The following is a 24,416-nucleotide window of genomic DNA, read 5'->3' on the forward strand; positions in this document are numbered from 1 at the left end:
TTAAATAATATATACCATGAAAAAGATAAGTTTAGTAATGGCGACGGCCTTTGCAGCATTTGCTATCAACGCTGCTGCAAAAACACACACAACCACATCTGCTAATAAAGCATTATTGTTAACAGTTAACTTAACTGCCCAGCAGGATACCGTGCCTAAAAAACAAAAAACTAAAGCAAGGAGTACAACTCCAACTACGCCTATAATGCCAACGAGCCCAACCAGCCCGATGACGCCAACAAACCCTACTAACCCAAGTTACCCTACAACACCAACAAACCCTACGGCCCCAACCAGCCCTACTAACCCGACTGTACCCACAGCGCCGGTACCAACCATGCCGAACCCTACAGTACCATCAACAAGCCCAACAAGCCCGACTGTGCCGACACAAACACCAACCGTGCCAACGCAAAGCCCGGCAATACCAAGCAGTACATCGCCAACCGCGCCACGTACAACTTCGCCTGCAGCACCGGCACCCGGTACAAGTCCTGCAGCACCTTCAGTGCCGCGTCCGGGTAAATAATAACATATAATATAAATGTGAGAAAGGCCGGTGAAGCAAAAGTTTCACCGGCCTTTTTTTGTTTTATGTAAGTCTGGTTAGTTAAATGACATAAATTATTCAATTGCAATCTTATCGATGGCCTTTAATAATGTTTCCATTATAATTCGTCATAAATTCAATTTCCTGGCCTCCTTTACCTGCCACACTTCCTTGAAATATTGAATATTTGGAATTAGGAGCAAGTTTAGTTACATAATTTGTATCAGCAGTTTTGCCATCAACGCTTAATACTCCTGCTGGATTTTTTTTATTGAAATAAATTACTGCTACCCCCCCCCGACTCTCACTTTGGCAGAATCGCTTATTATCTCCAAATTCTTTAAGCCGCCTTTGCACGATACAATAGCTTTTTGTTTCCTATCGATATAAAATCCAGATTGCTCAGAACATGACAGTAGTAAAAAAGCCATACTGATTAAGATTCCTTTATAAACTTTATTCGATTGCATCTTTCAAGATTATTATTTATCGACGGATAATTACAAAACTTATACGTCACTCTCCGTTTACGCAAATATTAACTAAGATTTTTTATTGTAAACCATTGCAGTGGCGCACTGTTAAAATAACGTACCAAACATCCTACCATGGCAGATATCGCAAAGCGTTTCCCGCAAAACCCGTTATTATCCCCCAAAGACCTAAAAGCAACCACCGAAGGCCTGCACATTGCCTGCCTGCTAAACCCCGGCGTGTTCAGGTTTGATGGAAAGGTGTGGCTGCTGGTGCGGGTGGCCGAGCGCCCGGAGCAAAGCGAAGTAAAGGTGTCTTTCCCGATATTGACCGCTACTGGCGAAACCACCATTATGGAAATAGCTTTGGACGATAGCGACCTGATCGCTACCGATGCTCGCGTGGTAAGATATAAAGGGATAGATTACCTCACTACGCTATCGCACCTGCGTTTGCTTTGCAGCGATGACGGCGTAAAGTTTTACGAACCTGAAGGTTATGGAAGGCTGTTTGGAAGCGGCCCGCTTCAAACCTTTGGTATCGAGGATTGCCGTGTAACCCGTCTCGAGAATAAATACTATCTCACCTTTACCGCGGTAAGCGATAGCGGGGTGGGAGTAGGCATGCGCACCACTACCGACTGGAAAAATTTCCAGACCTATGGTATGATTCTGCCTCCGCACAATAAAGACGTTGCTATTTTTGAAGAAAAAATAAACGGTAAGTTTTACACCCTGCACCGCCCAAGCAGTGTGGATATTGGAGGTAATTACATCTGGATAGCCGAATCGCCGGATGGTGAGCATTGGGGCAACCACAAATGTATTGTTAAAACCCGCGAGGGTATGTGGGATAGCGGCCGTGTTGGTGCAGGCGCGGCACCCATCAAAACCGAAAAAGGCTGGCTGGAGATTTATCACGGTGCTACTAAAGCGCACCGTTATTGCTTAGGTGCTGTATTGCTCGACTTGAATGATCCTTCAAAAGTCATCGCCCGCACCACCGACCCTATCATGGAACCAACTGAGGCTTATGAAACCACCGGATTTTTTGGCCACGTAGTATTTACTAATGGCCACGTAGTTGATGGCGATAACATCACCATATATTATGGCGCTGCCGATGAGTTTGTTTGCGGGGCTAAGTTTTCAATTATGGAGATCTTGGCGGCTATGGGTGTGTAACTAAAACGTTTGCGTGCTTTGCAGGTAAAATGTATCAGAAATGTTTAATACATTGCCTTTTTATTAACCAATTATGAAGAGCTTTTTAGATGAGGACTTTTTGCTGCACAGTGATACCGCACGCGATCTGTATCACAACCACGCGAAAGACCTCCCCATTATAGATTACCACTGCCACCTGCCGCCAAACCAAATTGCCGGCGATATCAACTTTGCCAACATAACCCAGGCCTGGTTGCAGGGCGACCATTACAAGTGGCGCGCCATGCGTGCCAACGGAATAGATGAGGCCTACATCACAGGCAGCAAACCTGATAAAGAAAAGTTTCAGCAATGGGCAAGCACCGTTCCGTACACACTGCGTAACCCGCTTTACCACTGGTCACACCTCGAACTGCGACGTTATTTCGGCATCACATCGCGACTTACGGAAGGTACTGCCGAATTTATCTATCAGGATTGCTCGGCAAGATTACAAAGCCCGGAGTTTTCGGTACAACAGCTCATCAAAAAAATGAATGTGGAGGTGATCTGCACTACAGATGACCCGCTGGATGACCTGAGCCACCACGATCAGATAAAACGCGACGGTGCAACGGCAAATGTGTTCCCGGCATTTAGACCGGATAAGGCCATGTATATCGAAGACGTGGTAGCACTAAACGCTTACGTTAACAAACTCGAAGAGGTATCAAACATCAGCATCAATACATTTGAAGATTACCTGTACGCGCTGAAAAACCGTCATCATTACTTCGCTGCCAATGGTTGCACCGTGGCCGACCATGGCATGGAGCACATGTACGCCGAGGAATATACCGATGAAGAAATGCGCGCGATCTTTGAAAAAGTGCGTACCGAGAAAAAAGTCACCAATTCTGAAAAGGTAAAATTTAAGTCGGCCATGCTATATAATTTCGCGGTGTGGAACCAGGAGAAGGATTGGGTGCAACAGTTCCATTTAGGGGCACTACGGAACAATAACAGCCGCTTGCTTAGTCAGCTTGGGCCGGATACAGGCTTCGATTCTATGGGCGATTTTAGCCAGGCCAGGCCGCTTGCCAAGTTTCTGAATAAGCTGGATAAGGACGAGCGCCTTGCCAAAACTATCATTTACAACTTAAACCCGGCCGATAACGAAATGATGGCTGCCATGATCGGTAACTTTAATGACGGCTCCATCGCAGGCAAAGTGCAGTACGGCTCGGCATGGTGGTTCCAGGATCAAAAGGAAGGTATGACCAGGCAGATCAACGCGCTATCAAATATGGGCTTATTAAGCCGCTTTATAGGTATGCTAACCGATTCGCGCAGCTTCCTGTCGTTCCCCCGTCATGAGTATTTCAGGCGTATTTTATGCAACCTGTTTGCAGATGATATTGTGAACGGCGAGTTGCCAAATGATGTAGATTGGACAGGTAAAGTAATAAGGGATATTTGCTACTACAACGCTAAAAGCTACTTTAACTTTAAGCTTTAAGCGGGATATTGATTGCTATAAGCGTGCCCTTGTTTTGGTCGGATGAGATGTCAACCGTGCTTTCAGGTACTCTACCCGGGTGATGATATTTGAGGCCGATGCCTTCAAATTTCATCTTGTTGTTGGTGTTAAAACCGATGCCGGTATCCTCGATGGTTACGAATATATTATCCTCCTCGCTGGTTAGATTGATGTTCAGCCGGTTGGCTTTAGAGTGTTTTATCACGTTGTTAACGCATTCCTGCACCACCCGATAGAGTACGATCTCTACGTTGTTATCCAGTCGCTCATCCAACCCGTAAGCTTCAAGGTTTACCTTAAGGTGCTGCGAATCTATCTTGTTCACGAAATCTTTAATAGCCGATGCCAGCCCGATCTTCAACAAAATATTCGGCATCATTTGGTGGGCAATAGTGCGTACTTCCTTGCAGCTTTCGTCGACCATGGCAAGCGTTTTTTCGGCAAGGGCCTGCTCATCGGCATTAACTAAAACCACGCGGTCCAGCGGGCTGCTCAGGTTCATATACCCAGTCGAGAATAACGGCCCCACACCATCGTGGAGGTCGGCAGCTATGCGTTTACGTTCCTTCTCTTCGGCTTCAATAATACCTTTGGTGGCAATGTCCTGCTGTTGCAAAACTGTAGCCTCACCCGCAGGGTCCACGATGTGAGACCCTGCGGCGACAGGAAGGATAAAAAACTTTTGCAAATCCTTTAAAAAGTATCTTATATTTAAAATCAATTCTATAAACCAATGCCGGTGGCTGTTGCCGGTTTGTTTAAAACCTTATTAACATTACCAATGACTGCAAAAAAAACCGATGACATTCCCGCATCTGATGGTGTTAACACTTCGCCATTTACTTACGAGCGCCTTTATTCCCTTGATGCCCTGCGCGGGTTTGATATGTTCTGGATCTTAGGGGGCGAGGAAATTTTCCATACCCTTGCCAAGGCAACCGGTTCGCCGTTTTGGAAAACCATCGCCAACCAGTTTACACACCCGGATTGGAACGGCTTTCATTTGTATGACCTCATCTTCCCGCTGTTTTTGTTCCTGGCGGGAGTGGCAACCCCATACTCTACAGGCCGCGAGTTGGAAAAAGGCGCTACTAAAGGTCAGCTGGTTTTACGGGTTGTAAAACGCGCGGCTATTTTGGTGTTGCTTGGTTTGCTGGTTAATAATGGTTTAAAAACGCTTAAAACATTCGAGGAGATCCGCTTTGCATCCGTATTGGGGCGCATTGGTATCGCTTACATGTTTGCTAATATTATTTACCTGTATGCTAACCGTAAATGGCAGATAGCTTTTTTCTGGTTTTTCATCATCGGGTATTATTTACTGTTGAAATTTACAGCGGCCCCCGGCTTTGCCCCTGGCGACCTCACCATGCCTGGCAACTTTGCCTCTTATATGGATAGGCTGATACTACCGGGAAAACTTTACTTAGGCATCCACGATCCCGAGGGGCTATTCTCTACCATCCCTGCGATAAGCACTGGTTTATTAGGTGTATTGGCAGGCACATTGCTAAAAACCGGGCATCAGCATAAAGGCCGCAAAGCATTTATACTGGCCGCAGTAGGCGTAATATTTTTAGTGCTGGCGCAGATCTGGAACCTCGATTTCCCCATCAATAAAAACCTGTGGACAAGCTCGTTCGTGCTGCATGTAGGCGGTTTAAGTTTGCTGTTATTGGCGCTGTTTTACTACGTGATAGATGTGTTGGGCTACAAGGCCTGGGCGTTCTATTTCAAGGTCATCGGCATGAACTCCATCCTCATCTACATTTCCAGCAAATTCATCAACTGGAACTACGCCACCAACGGTTTCTTTGGATGGCTGGGCGAGCTGGTTGGCGAGCCCTACAATATTGTGGTAATGGCCATTTGTTTTGTGATGGTAAAATGGATGTTCCTGTACTTCTTATACCGCAAAAAAGCCTTTTTAAAAGTGTAAATTAATCTATCATGAAAAATATAAAATACCTGTTCTGTTTAATGTTATGTGTTGGGTTGATGCAAACGGCATCGGCACAAATGTCTATCCAGATCTTGCCCAAATTGATGCTGCGGCTGGACGATATCGGCATGAACCACTCCGTAAACATGGCCATGAAAAAAATGGCTGACACCAAGATGCCATTTTCGGCATCGGTGCAGTTCACTTGCCCGTGGTACCAGGAAGCGGTAGAGATATTAAAGAAAAACCCGCAGATAAGTGTTGGCGTGCACCTTACCCTAACATCCGAATGGAAAAATTACCGCTGGGGGCCGGTAACAGGCCGCGAAGCAGTACCAAGTTTGGTAGATGCGGTTGGGTATTTCCCGCAAAGCACGGGCGCTTTTGCCAAAAGCGGTTACAAGATGGAAGAGGTAGAGAAAGAGCTATCGGCACAAATAGAACGCGCGCTGGCATCCGGACTAAAAATTTCTTACATAGACCCGCACATGGGTATCGCTTTATCAACCCCGGCATTGCGGGCATTGACCGAGAAACTGGCGCACAAATACAAACTGGCTATCTCAACCCTTAGCGAGCAGGTGTACCTTGGTGAAACCTATAAAGAGATGTGGGGCGAACCGGTGGCTACCAAAAAGAAAGCGTTTTTGGCTTATGTAACCAATAAACTAAGCAAGAACAGGCCCAACCTGGTGGTGATACACGTTGCCCTGCAAGACCCGGAAATGAACGCCCTGTTTGATATGAACAGCAGCATGATGAATACCAAAGCAGGTAAGCCACTTACCGCCCTGCACCGCCAAACAGAACTGAACATGCTGTTATCGCCGGAGTTTAAAAAGCTGGTAGGTTTAAAGTTTGAACTGACCAATTATACCGAACTGATAAAAGAGCGTGGGCTGGGTGCCATGAAACTGGAAACCGTAAAAAACTAACGATGGAACGGAGGTCGTTCGTAAAACTATCTGCCTTTACGGCATTGGTACTTACACTACCGTTGGCGCAAAGTTGCAATAGCAGTTCAAAAGAAATAGCGGTTGCGCAGCCTTTCCTGTTCTCGCATTTGGTTGATGCCAAAACCATTAAAGAGGCCGGTGCCGATTACCTGAAAAAGCACGCTGCAGAAAACGATCAAAAAAAGCTTTCGCAATTGTTATTGGGCGGGAAAGACCCTGCTGCATTAAGTAAAGATGAGATACAGGCGATGCTTGATGAACAGGTAACAGCCGACTTTAAAGCAGGCAAAGTGATAGCGGTAAGCGGCTGGGTAATGTCACAAACAGAGGCACGCCAATGCGCGCTATATTCATTACTTAAAGCCTAAGCCATGCATATCGACGCAAGAAATATAGAGAACAACAGCCTGATAGAGGGCGATATCTGCATAGTGGGCTCGGGTGCGGCTGGCATTAGCATAGCGCTCGAGTTTTTGAACACCCCTTATAAAGTAATACTGCTGGAGGGCGGCGGCTTTGAGTACGAAAAGCAAATGCAAGACCTGTACAAAGGTAAAACCACCGGGCAGCGCTATTACCCGCTCGATTCGGCAAGGTTGCATTACTTTGGCGGTACAACAGGGCATTGGTCGGGCTTTTGTTCAACTTTCGACCCGATAGATTTTAAGGAACGCGACTGGGTGCCGCATAGCGGATGGCCTATAACCCGCCAGGATCTGGACGCATATTACCCTCGTGCCCATAAAAACCTCGACCTTGGCCCGTACGAATACGACGTAAAATACTGGCAGGGCAAAGACCCGGAACTAAGATCGCTGCCCTTTAAGGGCGATGCCGTTTACAATAAAATGTGGCAGTTTAGTAAGCCCACCCGCTTCGGTACAAAATACCGCGATACCATTATAAAAGCGCCAAACATCCATCTATACACTTATGCAAACGTAACGGATATTACCGGTAATGAAAATGCATCGGCCATAACACAGGTTACGGTTAAAAATTTGGCTGGTAAACAGCATACGGTTAAGGCAAAGCAGTTTATAATCGCCTGTTGTTCTATCCAAAACGCGCGCCTGCTGTTGGCTTCAAACAATCAAATGCCGAAAGGGCTGGGTAACCAAAATGACAATGTGGGCCGTTACTTTATGGAGCACCTGGAGATTAAATCGGCAGAGTTATGGTTGGCAAAGCCCGATGTGCTAAAACTATATCATTGGGAGTGGGAGATAACCAAAGCCCGCGCCGAATTGGCCATCAGCGAAGAAATGCAGCGCAAGCATAAGATATTGAACGGCACTGCATCGCTTATCCCGTTGGATATTGCCAAACAACAAGCCGCCTTTATCGATATATGGACGGCAGATACCGTCCAAACCAAAAAGAACTTCGCCAAGTTTGAAAAAGCAGAAAAAGATGGCGCGAAAAAAGAGGGGCATAGCTCGTACCAATTATTTACCCGGGTAGAACAAGCGCCAAATCCTGATAGCCGCGTTACGTTAGATACTGAAAGGGATGCTTTAGGCGTGCCGCGTGCTATGCTGCATTGGGAACTTACCCCGCTGGAAAAACACAGCCTGCGCGGCATCCACAAAATTATTGGTGAGCAAATAGGTATTACCGAGGCAGGCCGCGTTAGGCTAATGGAATACCTGCGCGATGAAAACGATAACACCTGGCCCGAATTTACCGGTGGTGGCTGGCACCATATGGGCACAACCCGCATGGCTGCCGACCCTAAAAAAGGGGTGGTGGATGCCAACTGTAAAGTGCACGGCATAGCAAACCTATACATGGCCGGCGCATCGTGCTATGCAACTGCCGCCGCGCCAAACCCAACGTTAACATTGGTAGCGCTGACTATCCGATTGGCGGATCATATCAAACAAAAGGTAAAGGCGGTTTAATACCGCCCGTTCAAGCGTGCACGCTTGAATGTTGATAACCGCGAGCGTCCCCGCTCGCGATACAAAGCCAGCGTGGATGCTGGTAATTTCTTAAAGTTATGCGTGGACGCTTGACTTGGCCTCTTTGGTATTACTCAACATCACAATTCCAACCGCAATCACACCCCAAAGCAACATTTGCCAGGTGCTCATGTCCCACTCGCCAAGTTTCCAGGATAGCAGGCCGAAGTAGGTGCCTGCCGAACCGCCAATGAAATAGGTGGTCATGTAAATAGTATTCAGTCGGCTGTGAGCATGTTCATCCAGCGCGTAGATACGGGCAAAATTGGTTATCTGAGTAGCCTGTACACCAATATCTAAGAAGAAAATGGCGACAATAAGCGCGACAATCGAATAAGGAAAGATCTTCAGCAGGATCACACTGGCGATGATCATCCCAACGGAAATTAATAGCGAACGGTGCGTATTGCCCTTGTCGGCCAGTTTGCCAAACCATGGGGCAACCAGCGCGCCCCCAATGGCTATAAAGCCAAACAAACCAATGGTACTTGCCGAAAAATTTAGCGGCGCGTTACTGAGGTGGAAAGTTAGGGTGGTCCAGAAGGAGCTGAAGATGCCGAAGGTAAAGAAGCCAAGCAATGCTGCCTGTCTCAATATTTTAAATTCACCCACTAAGGATAGTGCTGATTTTAGCAAGCCCACATAATTACCTTTAAATTTTGGCGGTACGTTGGGCAGGTATAATTTCAACAATATTGCAACAACAAATACCATCCCAGCCGAGATGCCGTAAACAAAACGCCATCCCAACCAGCCGGCAATTAACCCGCTAATAACCCGCGCACCTAAAATCCCCACTAAAATTCCACTAAATACTTTACCAACCGTTTTGCCGCGGTTAACACTATCTAATGTGGCGGCCATAGGCATCAATATCTGGGCCGATGTAGCAAGTAAACCAACTAATAAACTCAATGCATAAACCTGATATAATTGCGTAGCAAAGCTAAACCCGGCAAGGGCTATGATCAGTAAAGTACTTAACAACAGTATCAGGTTTTTGCGGTTTACCTTATCGCCAAGGGGGATCAAAAAGAACATCCCCAGGCCATAACCCAGTTGCGCAAACATCGATACCTTACCAATTTCGGAACCCGAAGCATGTACGGACAGGCCAATGTCTTTAAGAATAGGCTGGTTGTAATAGATGTTGGCTACCGTAACACCTGCCGCAACGGCCATTAGGGGGATAATCGCGGGGTGCAGTTTGGGGGTAGCAGTATCTGTCATGCGGCAAACCTAAGCAAATGGGTTTTGCTATCAAATGCAAACACGGTTTATATGCCTTACAATGTATATTTGTGAAAGTAAGTTGACAAACGGGCGTAAAGCCGCCAAATATTTTCATATTTGAACAAACGCTAAATAATGATCAGGATTTGTGTTGTAGAGGATGAAGAAAAGGTTTCATCATTTATAAAAAAAGGCCTTAACGAACACGATTACGAAGTGGATATTGCCGATACCGGTGAAACCGCGTTGGATATGGTGCAGGCGCAGGAGTATAACCTGCTGATACTGGATGTAATGCTGCCCGATATGAGCGGCATAGAGATATGCCGGGAAGTACGCAAGCACCAGCCCCAGTTGCCCGTGCTGATGTTAAGCGCTTTAGGGACAATTGATGATAAGGTGAACGGACTGCATTCCGGTGCGGACGATTATCTGGTTAAACCATTCCATTTTAACGAATTGCTGGCGCGGATAGAAGCCCTGCTTCGCCGTAAAAAACTGACTGATGGCGATACCCATATTCTGAGTTTCGGAGGATTAAAACTAAATACCTGGGATAAAACTGCCGAGCGCGAGGGCAAACAAATAAACCTCACCGCCAAAGAATACAGCTTGCTTGAACTGCTGATGAACAACCCCGGCAAACTACTTTCGCGCGAATATATTATGGAGCGGGTATGGGGGATAAACTTTGATACCGGTACCAATATGGTTGATGTTTATGTAAACTATCTGCGTAATAAAATTCAGAAAGGTTTCGAGAAAAAATTGATTCATACGGTGATTGGTATGGGGTATATTCTTAAGGACTAAAGGCCCACCCAAACCCTCACCGGAAGGACGGGCTTTAATAAAATTTTAAAAAAAAGCTTCTCCGCTAACCAGCAGAGGAGATTTAGAGGGGGCTACTAATGAAAATAAAAACCCGGCTATCGTTATACTTTACGCTCATCAGTTCGGGGGCGTTGCTACTGGTTTTGGTGGCGTTGTATATTGCCGTGTACTCTTTTTTTACAGCCGATTTTTATAGCCGCCTTACCGACCGTACCAACCTGGCGTCCCAATTTTATTTAAAAGCTGATGAATTGGCGGCCGACAGTATGTTGCAAATTCAGCAGCGATACCTGGAGAAATTATCCGATGAGGTAATAAGGATCTATGACCGGGATAACCTGTCGGCCTTTAAAATGAACCATAATATTTATTGGAATCGGGGGATAATAGACCAGGTGCGCAAAGATGGTTACATTGAATATGAGGAAGGCGACCGCAAGGTGGTAGGCAAGTTCTATAAAGATAACCAAGGCGATTTTGTGATCCTGGCATCTGCGGTTGATGAAAACTCCACTCGGCGATTGTTATTGCTTTTGCAGATCACTTCGGTGCTGTTCATCATATTTGGTACGGGTTTGTTTTTCGCGGGGCGGATGTTCGCGCAAAAGGCGTTGTCGCCGGTGGATAAGGTCATTTCCCAGATCAGAAATATCCGCTCGAACAACCTGTATATGCGGGTAAGCCCTGTAAAAAGCAAGGATGAGATATCCGAGCTGATAGATAATTTTAACAGCCTGCTTGCCCACCTGCAAAACGCTTTTGAGTTGCAGCAAACCTTTGTAGCCAATGCATCGCATGAGTTGCGCACACCCCTTACCAGTATTATAGGCGAGGTGGAATTGGCGCTGGAAAAAGACCGTGATAAAACCGAATACGAGCGCATCTTGTCGTCAATCGCTATTGATGGTGCCCGCCTGCAGGAAACCATTACCAGTTTGATGGAACTGGCCCAGGTAGACCTTAACTATACCCAGGCCAAACTAAGCCCGGTTAGGGTTGATGAACTGGTTTGGGAACTGGAGGAACAATGGTCGGCCAGGAAAGGGGCGGGGATGCTGAAGATCCAGCTGGCTGCCCTGCCCGAAGATGAAGAAGTACTCACCATCCCGGCCAATAAATCTATGCTGTATATCGCCCTAAATAACATCATCGATAACGCATTTAAATATTCGGAACCGCACCCGGTAACTTTGAGTTTTGAAGCTAATGCATCGCACATTAAAATCGCGGTGAGCGATAACGGGCCGGGCATCAGTAAAGAAAACGCGGAGAAGATCTTCAACCCGTTCTTCCGCGCAAACAGGGATAAAAACATAGGCGGTAGCGGGATAGGCCTGTATATCACCAGCAAAATTATTGAGCTGTTTAAGGGTACGATTAAGGTAGTGTGTGAAGGACAGGGAGGTAGCACTTTCGTGGTGGAATTTTTGAAAAACAATGCCCCCGTTTAATTTTAATGCTAATCTAATTTCGTTTTAATATGCTTCTAATTTATGTTTGATAGTTTTGCGACTATCAAACAAAGCACTAATGTTACGCACTTATTATAAAATTCTAATGCTTTTTGCCCTGGCAATTATTTGCTGGCAACAAGCCTCGGCCCAGTCCGACACCCTCAAGGTAAACTTTAAAGATGCAGAGAAACTTTTCTTGCAAAACAACCTGAGCCTGATAGCTCAAAAGTATAATGTTGATGCCACACAGGCATTGGTTAAACAAGCCAAACTTTGGGATAACCCCGTATTAAGCACCGACCAAAACATTACCGACGCCAACAAAAAGTTTTTTGACCACAGCAAAGGTAACGGCCAGATAATGGTTCAGCTAAGCCAGGTTTTTAAAACTGCCGGCAAACGCGGCAAGCAGGTACAAATGGCTAATGATGATGTAAATATCCAGCAGGCCCAGTTTAACGACTTGTTAAGGAACTTGCATTACAACCTGCTGTTAGATTTTTCGCAGGTGGCTAACCTAATAGACCAGCGCAAGGTTTACCAAACCGAGATAATATCGGCTACCTATATGGTAAATGCTACCGATAAATCTTACCAGGCAGGTAACAACTCCTTAAAAGACCTTATCCGTTTAAAGGCCCTGTTATTTGGTTTGCAGAATGATTTGGTTGAGATAGACCGCCAGATAAACGGCCTGCAAAGCGAATTAAAAACCCTGTTAGTTGCTAACCAGGAGCAATTTATAGCACCGCAAATTACTTTTAATAATACCGATACCACGCTTAACGCGAATGATCTGTCGGCCCTTGCAAAAGCAAACCGTGGCGATTATTTAGCCAACCAATATTTGTTAGATCAAAACAATCACAACTTGTCGCTACAAAAAGCGCTGGCCGTGCCCGATGTTACCATTGGTAGCACGTTTGACCAAAACAGCAGCTACGCCCGCAACTTTGTGGGTTTAGAGATAAGCTTGCCGCTGCCCGTGTTCAACCGCAACCAGGGTAATATTAAAAACGCCAAGCTTGCCGCGCAAAGCCAGGAATACACCCTAAAGAATAGTGAACTACAGGTGAAGAACGATGTATACTCGGCTGTGCAACAGTATAAATTAAGCCAGCAACTGTTGGGCAACCGCGAGAACGACTTTTACAGTAAGTACGATCAGTTGTTTAAAGGCATGTCTAAAGCTTACCAGTTGAAACAGATAAACCTACAGGAGTTTATAGACTTTTTTGACTCGTACCGCGAAACCAAGATCAAAATTTTACAGCAGCAGCTAAACCTGCAAAAAGCCATTGCCGACCTCAACTTTGCGGTAGGCACTACAGTATTAACCCCTTTATAATCAAACAATAGCACTAACACATATAATGAAAAAGCACATCATATACCTAGGCCTGGGTTTAATTGGCCTTAGCGCTTGCCAGGAAAAAAAGACCGGCACTATGGAAACCAAACAGGTTTGCGTAAGCGATTCATTGCAAAAAATGATCAAGATAGATACCGCCAAAAGCACACCAATGAAGGATGAGCTTACCCTATCCGGTGAGGTATCATTCGATGAAAATAAAGTAGTAAAGGTATTCCCGTTTACCAGCGGGCAGGTTATGGAAGTTAAGGTTTCCCTTGGCGATAAGGTGGTTAAAGGGCAAACGCTTGCCATCATCCGCAGTGCGGATGTTGCCGGTAGCTATACCGACCTGAGCGCTACAAAATCTGACCTGGCCATTAACAAACGCCAGTTAGAACAAGCCGAATACCTGTACAAAAATGGTATCTCCAGCGAGCGTGATTACACCGAGGCAAAAGAGAATTATAATAAAGCAGTAGCTGCGAATAGCAAAGTCCGCGACCAAATTGCTATTAACGGCGGTGGCAATACCAGCGCCAGCGGCTCGCTTATTATAAAAGCGCCGGGAAGCGGTTACATTGTAGAGAAAAATATCTCTGCCGGTAACTTCATCCGCCCGGATAATGCCAGCAGCTTGTTCACCATATCTGATATGAAGGATGTATGGATCTGGGCGAATGTGTTTGAATCTGACATCGCTAAAGTTAAAAAAGGGTATGATGCCAAAATAACAACCCTGGCCTATCCCGATAAAGTTTTTAGCGGCAAAATAGACGAGATCAGCTCGGTGCTTGATCCCGACAATAAGGTAATGAAAGTGCGTATCGCTTTAGAGAATAAAGAGATGCTTTTAAAGCCGGAGATGTTTACCAATGTGCTTGTATCAAACAAGGATATGCAAACTTCGATAGCTATCCCGGCATCATCGGTGCTGTTTGATAACAGTAAATATTTTGTGGTGGTTTATAACAGCAAATGCGACCTGCAGGTGCGTGCCGTAACCATGATAAAAACGGTTGACGATATTACTTACATCTCATCGGGCTTAAAAGCGGGCGAGAAGGTTATATCAAAAAATCAGCTGTTGCTTTATAATGCCTTGATCCAGGAATAATTGAGTCAAGACATTTTGAATTAATTATCGAGATAAGAAACAACAAGTTAATGTATGTAGTCAAATCAGACTTATAAGGATCTCTTGATTCTTGGCTCTTGATTCCTGACTCTCAAAAATATACAAATGAACAATTTCATTAAAAATATCATATACTTTTCGCTAAGGCACCGGGCGATGGTATTCTTTTTAACAGCGGTGCTGGCTGTATTGGGCGTCTGGAGCTACTTGAATACCCCTATAGAGACGTTTCCGGACGTTACCAATACGCAAATTATCATTATTGCACAATGGCCCGGCCGCAGTGCCGAGGAGATAGAAAAAATGGTGACCATACCAATGGAAACCGTACTAAACTCTGTTCAAAAGAAGGCTAACCTGCGCACAACCTCGTCATTTGGTTTGTCATACATCCGCATAATTTTTGATGACGATGTAGACGATGCCTTTGCCCGCCAGCAGGTACTAAGCCGCTTAGGTAACGCCGACCTGCCCGACGGTGTAAAACCGGAAGTAGAGCCGCCTTATGGCCCAACAGGCGAGATCTATCGTTATACGCTAAAAAGCAAAACCAAATCGTTACACGAGCTTACCGCTATACAAGATTGGGTGCTTGACAGGCAGTTTAAAGCCGTACCAGGTGTTGCCGATGTAAACAGCTTTGGTGGCGAAGAAAAAACGTATGAAGTAAGCGTTAACCCGGCGCTGCTGCAAAAATATGGGATGACATCCCTTGATGTATTTAACGCTATAAGCCGCAGTAATATAAACGTAGGGGGCGATGTAATTGAAAAGAACGACCAGGCCTTTGTGGTGCGTGGTATTGGTTTGATCAACAACATTAGCGAGATAGAGAACATCATTGTTAAAAACGTAAAAAACGTACCTATACTGGCGCGTAATGTTGCCGAAATTAAAGAAAGTGGCTTGCCACGTTTAGGCCAGGTAGGGCGCGATAAAAACAGCGATGTTATTGAAGGTATTGTAGTAATGCGTAAGGGCGAGAACCCTGCCGAAGTGCTTACCCGCATTCGCGCTAAGGTGCAGGACCTGAACAACAACATACTCCCTAAAGATGTAAAGTTAGATACGTTTTATGACCGTACCACGCTGATGGATTTTTGTACCGAAACGGTGATCCATAACCTGTTAGAGGGTATTGTGCTGGTAACTGTTATCGTGTTCCTGTTTATGGCAGATTGGAGGACAACCCTAACCGTAGCCATTATTATCCCGCTGGCGCTGCTCTTCGCGTTCATTTGTATGCGCATTAAGGGGATGACAGCCAACCTGCTATCGATGGGAGCGATAGATTTTGGTATCATTATAGATGGTGCCGTGGTGATGGTGGAGGGCATCTTCGTAGCGCTCGACCATCGCGCCAAAGAACTGGGCATGGAGAAGTTTAACAAGATAGCCAAGCTTGGTTTGTTTAAGAATGTAGGTGCCGAAATGGGTAAAGCTATATTCTTCTCCAAACTGATCATCATCACTTGTTTGATCCCCATCTTCGCGTTCCAAAAGGTAGAGGGTAAAATGTTCTCACCGCTGGCATACACCTTAGGTTTTGCCTTGTTAGGTGCATTGATATTTACGCTTACGCTTGTGCCTGCATTATCAAGCATCCTGCTTAAGAAAAATGTACGTGAAAAGCATAACCCGGTGGTACTGTTTTTTGAGAACGGCATCCGCCGCATGTTCAATTTTACCTATCGTAATCAAAAATTAAGCCTTATCGTATCGGTATCTTTCATGATACTAACCTTTATATCGGCTAAGTTTTTGGGTACCGAGTTTTTACCACAATTAAACGAAGGGGCGCTTTGGGTTACGGCACAGCTGCCAATGAGCACCTCGCTCGAAAATTCTGTTAACGTAACCAATAAAATGCGCCAGGTGCTGTCAACCTTCCCCGAGGTGAAACAAACGCTGTCGCAAGTAGGCCGTACCAATGATGGTACCGACCCTAAAGGCTTTTTTAACGTACAGATCCAGGTGGATCTTTTGCCTAAAAAGGAATGGAAAAGTAAAATAACCCAGGAAGAGCTGATTGCCGAAATGGATAAAAAGCTAAGCCAGTTCCCGGGTATTATTTTCAATTACTCGCAGCCTATTATTGATAACGTTGCCGAAGCCGTGGCGGGTGTGCCCGCATCCATGGCCGTAAAAGTATTTGGGCCCGATTTTAAAACACTGGATGCCAAGGCGGACCAGGTAATGGCGGTGCTAAAAAATATAAAAGGGGTTGAAGACCTTGGCGTATTGCGTAACCTTGGGCAACCCGAGTTCAGGATAGAGCTGGATCAGCGCAAAATGGCCGTTTATGGCGTATCAACCGCTGATGCGAACTCGGTGATAGAGATGGCGATAGGTGGTAAGGCTGTTACCCAGTTATACGAAGGCGAACGCAAGTTTGATATCCGGATCCGTTACCAAAAGCAATTCCGCGATACGCAGGAAAAAATAGAGAACCTGATGGTACCTACCATGAATGGTTCTAAAATATCCATTAAAGAAATATCGAGCATTACCTCACAAACCGGCCCTGCATTTATTTACAGGGATAACAACATGCGTTACATAGCGGTTAAGTTCTCGGTACGTGGGCGCGACCTGGGCGGTACTATAGCAGAAGCCCAGGAAAAGGTAGATAAAGCTGTAAAGCTTGACCAGGGGTACTCATTTACCTGGAACGGTGAGTTTGAGAACCAGATCCGCGCATCAAATACGCTTGCACGGGTGGTGCCTATATGTTTGCTGGTTATCTTCCTGATACTGTACGTTACTTTTGGCAACGCTAAAGATGCCGTACTGGTAATTATGAACGTACCGTTCGCGCTGATGGGCGGGATCCTGGCGCTGCATATTACGCACGTTAACTTCAGTATCTCGGCCGGTATTGGTTTCATAGCCCTGTTTGGGGTGTGTATCCAAAACGGTGTTATCCTCATCTCCGTGTTCCGCAAGAACCTGGAGGCGCATATGCCGCTTAACACGGCCCTGTTAGAGGGTGTGGTATCACGTGTGCGCCCGGTGGTGATGACCGCCCTGATGGCCGCTATCGGCCTGATGCCTGCCGCCTTATCAACCGGGATAGGCTCCGAAACCCAAAAACCCTTAGCCATTGTGGTGATAGGGGGCTTGGTTACCTCAACTATTCTTACCCTCTTAATATTACCTGTTATTTACGCTATGGTTTACAAGCTAATTCATAGGCGCGAAAACCGGAAACTATTAAAAAGGATGGGCGTAGTTAGTGCTTAGTTTATTGTTTGAAACATTGCACCCTAAGATGAGCCGCGAGGGATTATCTTAGGGACTGCAATGTTATTATGTTACACCCCGGATTTGAATATCATCCGGAAGCATTGTCCCTGCTTTGGTTCTACGATCTATCGGTTGGTTTTTAACTTTGAAAACATTTGCTTTTTGAATTTTATAGATTATCTTAGATAGAAATAACAACCAGCTAATCACAATGAAAAACTTCTACTTTAAAAATAAAACTTTTAAATCGGGATTAATTTTTCTTATGGCCTTCTGCGGCATCATCTACGGTTGCCGTAAAGAAATCTCTAAAACGGATAAGGCAGCAGCCTTAACTATTACCAACTCTCAAATACTGGCCGCCAAAAGCTGGTATGAAGTTAAGTTTACAAAACGCAATGAAAATTCAGGGAAAGTTACTAATTCTTTGGGTGATGAATTTGACCTGAGCCAGTTTTTTAATCCTGATTGGAAAGATGCAAAAAATTATAGCCGTTTTGATGATGATGTAATTGAAATGCCTGTAGATTCGGCATCAAAGATAGGCTTAAAGATAGGCTCCGCTCAGCCTTCGACAAACAACAGCCGCAGCACCGTATTGATCTTAAAGGATGGCGAAAGCTACAATGCCTATGTCATGACTATTATCGGGGATGACGGTTATATCAACGGAGATTCGTCAAAACTTGCAAAGAACACTTATGCTAAACATGATGATGATTTTAGCGGCATACTTTATTACTCGACCCCGCAGGGAAAGTTTGTAAGCGGGTATTTTTACAAAAATGGAATTATAACAGGCCAAATGGTAAAAGACGCGCCACCGGTAACCAATAGCAGCCTGGTTACACAAAGCATCAAAAAAGAGATTAACCTGGCGCAAATATGTACGGCATGGTATTATACTACCCAATATACACAAGCCGACGGTACGCTTACTTCCCCCAAATATTTTTACGGTGGCCAGGATTGCTATTACACGTCCATAGATATCGGTTCATCGGGCGGCAGCGGTGGTTCTGGCAACGGAGCCGGCAGCGGTGGTGGCGGTGGGTCAGGCAGCGGCACCACAACCCCGGCACCACCCAAAATACCCTGCGACCTGATGTCGCTTCCGGGAAGGCAGCAGATTAACGGCGTTAAAGTGCAAAAGTATAAGTCTGACCCGACATGGGATGGTGGTTTCCCGTCACCTACAACGCCTAGCCCATGCACGCAGGTGGCACCTAAACCACTAATTATAAATGTTTCTCAATTGAGAACTAATTTTCCTTGTGCTGTAAAATTGATATTGGATAAATTAATGCAGAACCCGAATTACAATAATCTCGTGTTGCCTTTTGCAACTACAAAAAAACCCGATTTAAACTGGAACAATGCATCATTGAGTTGGAATAGTCCAAATCCTATGATTCCAGGGAGTGCTAACACATACATGTTAGGAAAAACTTCAACATTCGGGAGAAGTGCTGACATTACACTGAATACAAATATGTTGCAAAATAGCTCTCAATTAATAATTGCAGCGGCTGTAATACATGAAACTATACACGCTTATATAAATTACAATATTAAGACGTATGTTGATGACTTTAAAATTCCAGCTAACTATAGTTCGGAGAAGCCGTGGCTGTACGCATTAAATACCTGGGCTATAATGGACGGTTTACCAACTAATTATAGAGACCATAATGAAATGATGACTGATTATTTTAATCAAGCAGTAAGCGCTTTAAAATCATGGGATAACAATTCACACACTGATAAGGAATACGCGATGACAATGCTTTATGGCCTTGATACCGGTGATTTCGCAGTTATGCAGTCTTCGCTGGCTCAAACATATTCTGCAATTATGGCTAGGTACAATATTACAAGTTCTAATTTACAAACGTTCTGGTCATCCCAGATAACTGCAAATGTGGGTAAATTGCCTACAGGTGGCTGCTAAAACAAATCCAATGAAAAAGATACTACTTTTGTTTTTTTTCTTAAACCAGTTGTCTGCCTTGGCTCAAAGCGTAGATTCTGTGTATTATATAATTAATACTAATAAAAATTATGATAAAGATGGGATGTGGAAATTTGAGTATGATGCCCCGGTAATGTATTGTATTTTACAATGCCCTTGTCTTAAAAACGATGAGAGACCTATATTTAGTTACAAAACGACGGAAAAGAATAAAGTAATTTTGAGTAACGACAAATTAAGTTTATATCACTTAGTGAATTTACCTGGACTTATACTGAAAGCTAAAACAGCTTTAACATATGAACAAGACAAAAAATATGTTTTCTTTTTTATAGAGCCTTCCAAAAAAAGATATATTGTACATAATACTCGATTAAGTCAAACACAAACAGCTAATTAATCATAATAATTTAACGCCGATCTCGCAATTTAATAAGCTATTTAAAAACGAATGAATAAAGGTATTGAATCATATTATGAAGTATATCTTAACAATCATTTTTTGCTTTAGCTTTTACAAAAGCTATTCACAAAACACAATCGGCAATATTGATACCGTTTATTATTTGGTTGATACCTTAAAACTCCTTTAAGAGATAGAATGTTAGAAGTTGGAATTGAATCTAACTTTAAATACTTTACCATAAACTGCCCCTGTTTGGAATTTGGTGCCAAGCCAACTTTTATATATAAACTTAAGGAACCAGGACAGAGAATAGATAAAAGTATTTTTGGTAAAATAACTACAAGAAGCTTACCGACCTTAATTGATTTAGCTAAGAAAACCTTAAATTTAACAGCTACTGTGTTATATATATATATATATATATATATATATATATATATATTGAAAAGAAAGCTGACGATTCTTACTTAATGCACAAAGTTAATTTAGTTACTCCAAAAAAGCCTTTAAAGGCGATTGATTATCAAAATATACCGCCCGGAAATTAACTTTTTAGTCGCACCCCACGTTCTTTATTCGGAGAATGTCCTGAAAGATACTCTGCGACGACAAAAAAGCAGCTTGATTCAAAATGTATTTAGTGGCTTTGCAAAAGTAAATATTACTTATAGCGACGATATGAATTTAATAGCAGGGCAAAAGGGTTTCACGCCTCCACCATCAAGTTTAGATCCTAATGGGAATCTTACTATTACTGTTAATTTGAACAAAAATGAGTTGCCTAATTCTTCTCAAGAGTTTATTCAACAGTAATTATACATGAGAGCCTCCACGCATATTTAACAACTATTGGAAACTTAGGTCAGTTGCAGCATAATACAATAGCTTCAACATTTGCTTCTCAAATGGCAGTTGATCTTCGACAAATGTTTCTTGGATTATCAGTTGATGATGCAACTAAACTTTCATGGGGTGGGCTACAGTCTACCGCCTGCGCAACAGACCTCCAAAGAAATTTATCTTACCCAGCCCGATTTACAATGGTTTACAGGTGAGTGGAAATACCTATCGCACTACATTATCTTTTCCATTAACTTTAAACTTGTGAAAACATATGTGAAAAACGGGGATGGTTTTTACATCGATTTAATTAAGGGGGATTATACCCTAAAAATAGGTGGGCAAGTTTTACAATCATCTATTGGTTGTTCCATCATTAAATCAGGGGGATATATAGATAAAGATAAAAGTAAGGATAGAGTCAAATTATATTCTATGATTTAGATAGAAAATCAAAAAGTGGCGATGTTATATTAGAATTATCTCAATGTATTGGTAATATAGCGAGTTGGACGCTATCAAACCGAGAAAGCGTTATATTTGGATCTGAAACACCCGAGTGTCGTCTTACTTGATATATCCCTTAAAATGCAAAGTATAATTAATCATACTTAAACTTACACGCCCGACTTAAATATCATCCTAAAAGACTGATCTCGACTTAAATAGGCAACCGCCCAGTTGTAAAGGGTACGCAGTTTGTTGCGGTAATTCACCAAGGAGATGAGGTGGATGAACAGCCACATAAACAAAGCTAACACCCCGCGGAAGTGTACCTTGTGCTTAAACAGATCTACCACCGCGCTGTTGCGGCCTATAATAGCCATATCGCCCTTATCAAAGTATTTAAATGGTTTTAAAGGCTGGCCTTTAGCCATGGCTATAAAGTTGATAGCCAATGTACGGCCTTGCTGTATGGCAACCTGTGCTATCTGCGGGTGGCCTTTGGGGTAAGCTTCATCCGTCATTAGGATACAGGCATCGCCAATAGCATAAATATTATCTAAACCTATTACTTTGTTGTTCCCGTCGGTTATCATCCTCCGTCCCGGGCCAAGGCTGGTTGTTGGGATGCCATCAAATGTATTGGCAGTGATCCCCGCCGCCCAAATCAGCGTGCTTGATTCAATCACTTCGCCGTTTGAGAGCATGATTTTGCCGTCAACATAATCCTTAACATGCAGGTTTAGCCTTACTTTTATACCAAGGCTGGTAAGCACCTTGTAGGCTTCCTTGTGCGTTTTCTCGCTCATGGCACCTAACAGGTTAGGGCTGCCATCAATAATATAGATAGCGCCGGGCTTGTTAACCAGTTCGGGGTAATCTTTTTTAAAGATATAATTCTTCATCTCGGCCAACATGCCCGATACCTCCACGCCGGTTGGCCCACCACCTGCTACCACAATGGTCAGTAGTTTTTTGCGCTCGGCAGGGTCTTGGGTAATGGTGGCGCGTTCAAGGGTTTGCAGCAGGGCGTTACGCATGCGCAGGCCATCGTCAATGCTTTTCATCGGGATGGCATTTGCCTCTATATTAGCATTCCCAAAAAAGTTTGTTTTGGCACCAGATGCAAACACCAGGTAATCGTAGTTCAGTTCGCCATCCTTTAAATAGACGGTTTGTGTGGCAGGGTCAACCTTCACGGGTTCGCCCATACGGAAACGGATGTTATCCTTACGGAACAATTTACGGAATGGGTAACTGATGCTTGATGGTTCCAGGAAACTGGTTGATACCTGGTACAGCAGGGGAGGGAAATAGTTGAAGTTATTTTTATCTATCAGGGTAACCTGGTAGTTTTTGTTTTTTGCCACGTTTTGCGCAAAGTTTACACCGGCAAAACCGCCCCCAATAACCACAATTTTTTTAATAGTTGCAGGCGCGCTACCTGTAAAAACTTCAGGGTTAGAAAGATCGCTCATTTCTGTATTTTTTTGTTTGTCACCATTATAAATAACAATGTAAATGTACGTAAAGTGTATAGAGCACACTAAAAAATCAACCTAATTTTACATAGCCTTGATAATGGCTATTAAGGGCGTTTTTAGGGCGAAAAAAGCCGCTTTTAAGTGATTTAAAAGCGGCTTTTTTATTTCTGCGGATGGTGCTGTTACAAGTAAGATTGTAGCGCGCCACTACGCGATGATTGCTTTATACGTTGCAAGGCTTTGTCCTTAATTTGGCGAACACGTTCGCGGGTAAGGACAAATTTTTCGCCTATTTCTTCTAAGGTATGGGTGTGATTGTCGCCCAAGCCGTAAAATAGCATCAATACTTCGCGGTCGCGCTCACCTAATTTAGACAGGGAACGGCCAAGCTCGGTAGCTAACGAATCGTGGATTAAACCACTGTCGGTAGTTGGGTCATCATTGTGCATAACATCAAGCAATGTACCTTCTTCGCCTTGTTGGAAAGGGGCATCCATAGATACCTGGCGGCCCGAGTTACGTAACGAGTCGGCAATCTTTTCAACCGTAGTTTCCAGGCATTCAGCCAGTTCTTCGGGGGTTGCTTCGCGTTCTAACTGTTGCTCAAGCGATGATTGTGTTTTGCGGATCTTGCTCAATGTACCTATCTGGTTCAACGGTAAACGTACCGAACGTGATTGGTCTGATATAGCAGAGATAATAGATTGGCGGATCCACCAAACGGCGTATGATATAAATTTGAAACCTTTGGTTTCATCAAAACGGCGGGCCGCTTTTATAAGGCCAAGGTTACCTTCGTTAATAAGGTCGCCAAGGGTAATGCCCTGGTTTTGATATTGTTTTGCTACAGATACTACGAAACGAAGGTTGGCTTTTGTAAGGCGCTCTAAAGCGGCCTGGTCGCCTTCGCGTATTTTTTGTGCCAGGATAACTTCTTCCTGTGCGCTAATGAGGTCTACTTTACCAATCTCTGTTAAGTATTTATCCAGCGATTGGGTTTCGCGGTTGGTAATAGATTGACTTATCTTAAGTTGTCTCATTTAGTGGAAATAATGCGGCCACCTTTGCCGGCAATTAAATAATAAATAAACTTTAAAAGAGCGGGAGCGGGCGTTTTGAATGGCCCGAAAAAAACATAAAAAGCATTCTCCGGATTAGGGAGAATGCTTCACGATTATTAATATAGTGTATTAAGCTACTTTAACTTTTACCGCGTTAGGGCCTTTTTTGCCTTCTTCTACTTCATACTGTACAGTATCGTTTTCGCGGATGCGATCAACTAAACCTGATGAGTGAACAAACACTTCTTTGCCACCGTTACTTGGGGTGATGAATCCAAAACCCTTTTCTTCGTTAAAAAATTTTACTGTTCCTTGTTGCATTATATTGATTTAAATAGTGACAAATATACCATTTATTATTCATTAAATGGTATTAATAATT

22 protein-coding genes are annotated in these 24,416 nt (G+C 44.0%); 16 read left to right on the forward strand and 6 right to left on the reverse strand.

Features of this window, described 5'->3' with window-relative positions:
* The first annotated feature begins 16 nt into the window (after positions 1-16).
* Positions 17-529 carry a hypothetical protein gene (locus RHM67_RS08080; protein WP_322231622.1) on the forward strand — a complete coding sequence of 171 codons (513 nt, stop codon included), beginning with the start codon at positions 17-19 and terminating at the stop codon, positions 527-529.
* Positions 530-640: 111 nt separating this feature from the next.
* Here RHM67_RS08080 and RHM67_RS08085 read toward each other — a convergent pair whose 3' ends face one another.
* Positions 641-907 carry a hypothetical protein gene (locus RHM67_RS08085; protein WP_322231623.1) on the reverse strand — a complete coding sequence of 89 codons (267 nt, stop codon included), beginning with the start codon at positions 905-907 and terminating at the stop codon, positions 641-643.
* Positions 908-1,158: 251 nt separating this feature from the next.
* On the opposite strand from RHM67_RS08085, the gene RHM67_RS08090 reads away from it, so the two are divergent.
* Together RHM67_RS08090 and uxaC are read left to right on the forward strand one after the other, a co-directional pair.
* A complete protein-coding gene (locus RHM67_RS08090; protein WP_322231625.1) occupies positions 1,159-2,208 on the forward strand; it encodes a glycoside hydrolase family 130 protein in 1,050 nt (349 codons plus the stop codon).
* Positions 2,209-2,281: 73 nt separating this feature from the next.
* Positions 2,282-3,688: a glucuronate isomerase gene (uxaC, locus tag RHM67_RS08095; RefSeq protein ID WP_322231627.1), complete on the forward strand. Its 1,407-nt coding sequence runs from the start codon at positions 2,282-2,284 to the stop codon at positions 3,686-3,688.
* On the opposite strand, the gene RHM67_RS08100 is transcribed toward uxaC, so the two are convergent.
* A complete protein-coding gene (locus RHM67_RS08100; protein ID WP_322231628.1) occupies positions 3,678-4,397 on the reverse strand; it encodes a sensor histidine kinase in 720 nt (239 codons plus the stop codon). The genes uxaC and RHM67_RS08100 overlap by 11 nt on opposite strands.
* Positions 4,398-4,490: 93 nt before the next feature.
* Between RHM67_RS08100 and RHM67_RS08105 the strand changes: the two genes are divergently transcribed.
* The 4 genes from RHM67_RS08105 to RHM67_RS08120 are packed head-to-tail and all read left to right on the forward strand — an operon-like array spanning position 4,491 to position 8,511.
* A complete protein-coding gene (locus RHM67_RS08105; protein ID WP_322231630.1) occupies positions 4,491-5,648 on the forward strand; it encodes a DUF5009 domain-containing protein in 1,158 nt (385 codons plus the stop codon).
* Positions 5,649-5,659: 11 nt separating this feature from the next.
* Positions 5,660-6,586, forward strand: coding sequence for a ChbG/HpnK family deacetylase (locus tag RHM67_RS08110; RefSeq protein WP_322231631.1), 927 nt, complete (start codon positions 5,660-5,662; stop codon positions 6,584-6,586).
* Positions 6,587-6,588: 2 nt separating this feature from the next.
* Positions 6,589-6,975, forward strand: coding sequence for a hypothetical protein (locus RHM67_RS08115; RefSeq protein WP_322231632.1), 387 nt, complete (start codon positions 6,589-6,591; stop codon positions 6,973-6,975).
* Positions 6,976-6,978: 3 nt separating this feature from the next.
* Positions 6,979-8,511, forward strand: coding sequence for a GMC family oxidoreductase (locus tag RHM67_RS08120; protein WP_322231633.1), 1,533 nt, complete (start codon positions 6,979-6,981; stop codon positions 8,509-8,511).
* Positions 8,512-8,607: 96 nt separating this feature from the next.
* Here the strand turns inward: RHM67_RS08120 and RHM67_RS08125 are convergent, their stop codons facing one another.
* On the reverse strand, positions 8,608-9,801 hold the full coding sequence (locus RHM67_RS08125; protein ID WP_322231634.1) for an MFS transporter: 1,194 nt from the start codon (positions 9,799-9,801) through the stop codon (positions 8,608-8,610).
* Positions 9,802-9,939: 138 nt separating this feature from the next.
* On the opposite strand from RHM67_RS08125, the gene RHM67_RS08130 reads away from it, so the two are divergent.
* The 9 genes from RHM67_RS08130 to RHM67_RS08170 all read left to right on the forward strand — a co-directional run bounded on the left by RHM67_RS08130 (position 9,940) and on the right by RHM67_RS08170 (position 21,489).
* On the forward strand, positions 9,940-10,617 hold the full coding sequence (locus tag RHM67_RS08130) for a response regulator transcription factor (RefSeq protein WP_322231635.1): 678 nt from the start codon (positions 9,940-9,942) through the stop codon (positions 10,615-10,617).
* Positions 10,618-10,715: 98 nt separating this feature from the next.
* Positions 10,716-12,089 carry a HAMP domain-containing sensor histidine kinase gene (locus RHM67_RS08135; protein WP_322231636.1) on the forward strand — a complete coding sequence of 458 codons (1,374 nt, stop codon included), beginning with the start codon at positions 10,716-10,718 and terminating at the stop codon, positions 12,087-12,089.
* Positions 12,090-12,195: 106 nt separating this feature from the next.
* On the forward strand, positions 12,196-13,440 hold the full coding sequence (locus RHM67_RS08140) for a TolC family protein (RefSeq protein WP_322231637.1): 1,245 nt from the start codon (positions 12,196-12,198) through the stop codon (positions 13,438-13,440).
* A 25-nt stretch (positions 13,441-13,465) separates the two neighbouring features.
* Complete coding sequence (locus RHM67_RS08145) at positions 13,466-14,560, forward strand: efflux RND transporter periplasmic adaptor subunit (RefSeq protein WP_322231638.1); 1,095 nt, start codon at positions 13,466-13,468, stop codon at positions 14,558-14,560.
* A gap of 126 nt (positions 14,561-14,686) precedes the next feature.
* On the forward strand, positions 14,687-17,824 hold the full coding sequence (locus RHM67_RS08150) for a CusA/CzcA family heavy metal efflux RND transporter (protein WP_322231639.1): 3,138 nt from the start codon (positions 14,687-14,689) through the stop codon (positions 17,822-17,824).
* A gap of 214 nt (positions 17,825-18,038) precedes the next feature.
* Positions 18,039-19,778 carry a hypothetical protein gene (locus tag RHM67_RS08155; protein ID WP_322231640.1) on the forward strand — a complete coding sequence of 580 codons (1,740 nt, stop codon included), beginning with the start codon at positions 18,039-18,041 and terminating at the stop codon, positions 19,776-19,778.
* A gap of 10 nt (positions 19,779-19,788) precedes the next feature.
* Positions 19,789-20,199, forward strand: a complete 411-nt coding sequence (locus RHM67_RS08160) for a hypothetical protein (protein ID WP_322231641.1) — start codon at positions 19,789-19,791, stop codon at positions 20,197-20,199.
* Between the two features lie 522 nt (positions 20,200-20,721).
* A complete protein-coding gene (locus RHM67_RS08165) occupies positions 20,722-21,018 on the forward strand; it encodes a hypothetical protein (protein ID WP_322231642.1) in 297 nt (98 codons plus the stop codon).
* Between the two features lie 120 nt (positions 21,019-21,138).
* Positions 21,139-21,489, forward strand: coding sequence for a DUF6705 family protein (locus RHM67_RS08170; RefSeq protein WP_322231643.1), 351 nt, complete (start codon positions 21,139-21,141; stop codon positions 21,487-21,489).
* 173 nt (positions 21,490-21,662) lie between these two features.
* Here the strand turns inward: RHM67_RS08170 and RHM67_RS08175 are convergent, their stop codons facing one another.
* The 3 genes from RHM67_RS08175 to RHM67_RS08185 form a co-directional block, all read right to left on the reverse strand.
* On the reverse strand, positions 21,663-22,967 hold the full coding sequence (locus tag RHM67_RS08175) for an NAD(P)/FAD-dependent oxidoreductase (protein WP_322231644.1): 1,305 nt from the start codon (positions 22,965-22,967) through the stop codon (positions 21,663-21,665).
* Positions 22,968-23,155: 188 nt separating this feature from the next.
* Positions 23,156-24,013, reverse strand: a complete 858-nt coding sequence (locus RHM67_RS08180; protein WP_252758377.1) for a sigma-70 family RNA polymerase sigma factor — start codon at positions 24,011-24,013, stop codon at positions 23,156-23,158.
* Between the two features lie 150 nt (positions 24,014-24,163).
* The gene (locus RHM67_RS08185) at positions 24,164-24,355 is read right to left on the reverse strand and encodes a cold-shock protein (RefSeq protein ID WP_129875592.1); all 192 of its coding nucleotides are present in this window, start codon (positions 24,353-24,355) and stop codon (positions 24,164-24,166) included.
* Positions 24,356-24,416: the final 61 nt, after the last annotated feature.

Source organism: Mucilaginibacter sp. 5C4 (assembly GCF_034345625.1).
GTDB classification, from domain to species: Bacteria; Bacteroidota; Bacteroidia; order Sphingobacteriales; family Sphingobacteriaceae; genus Mucilaginibacter; species Mucilaginibacter aurantiaciroseus.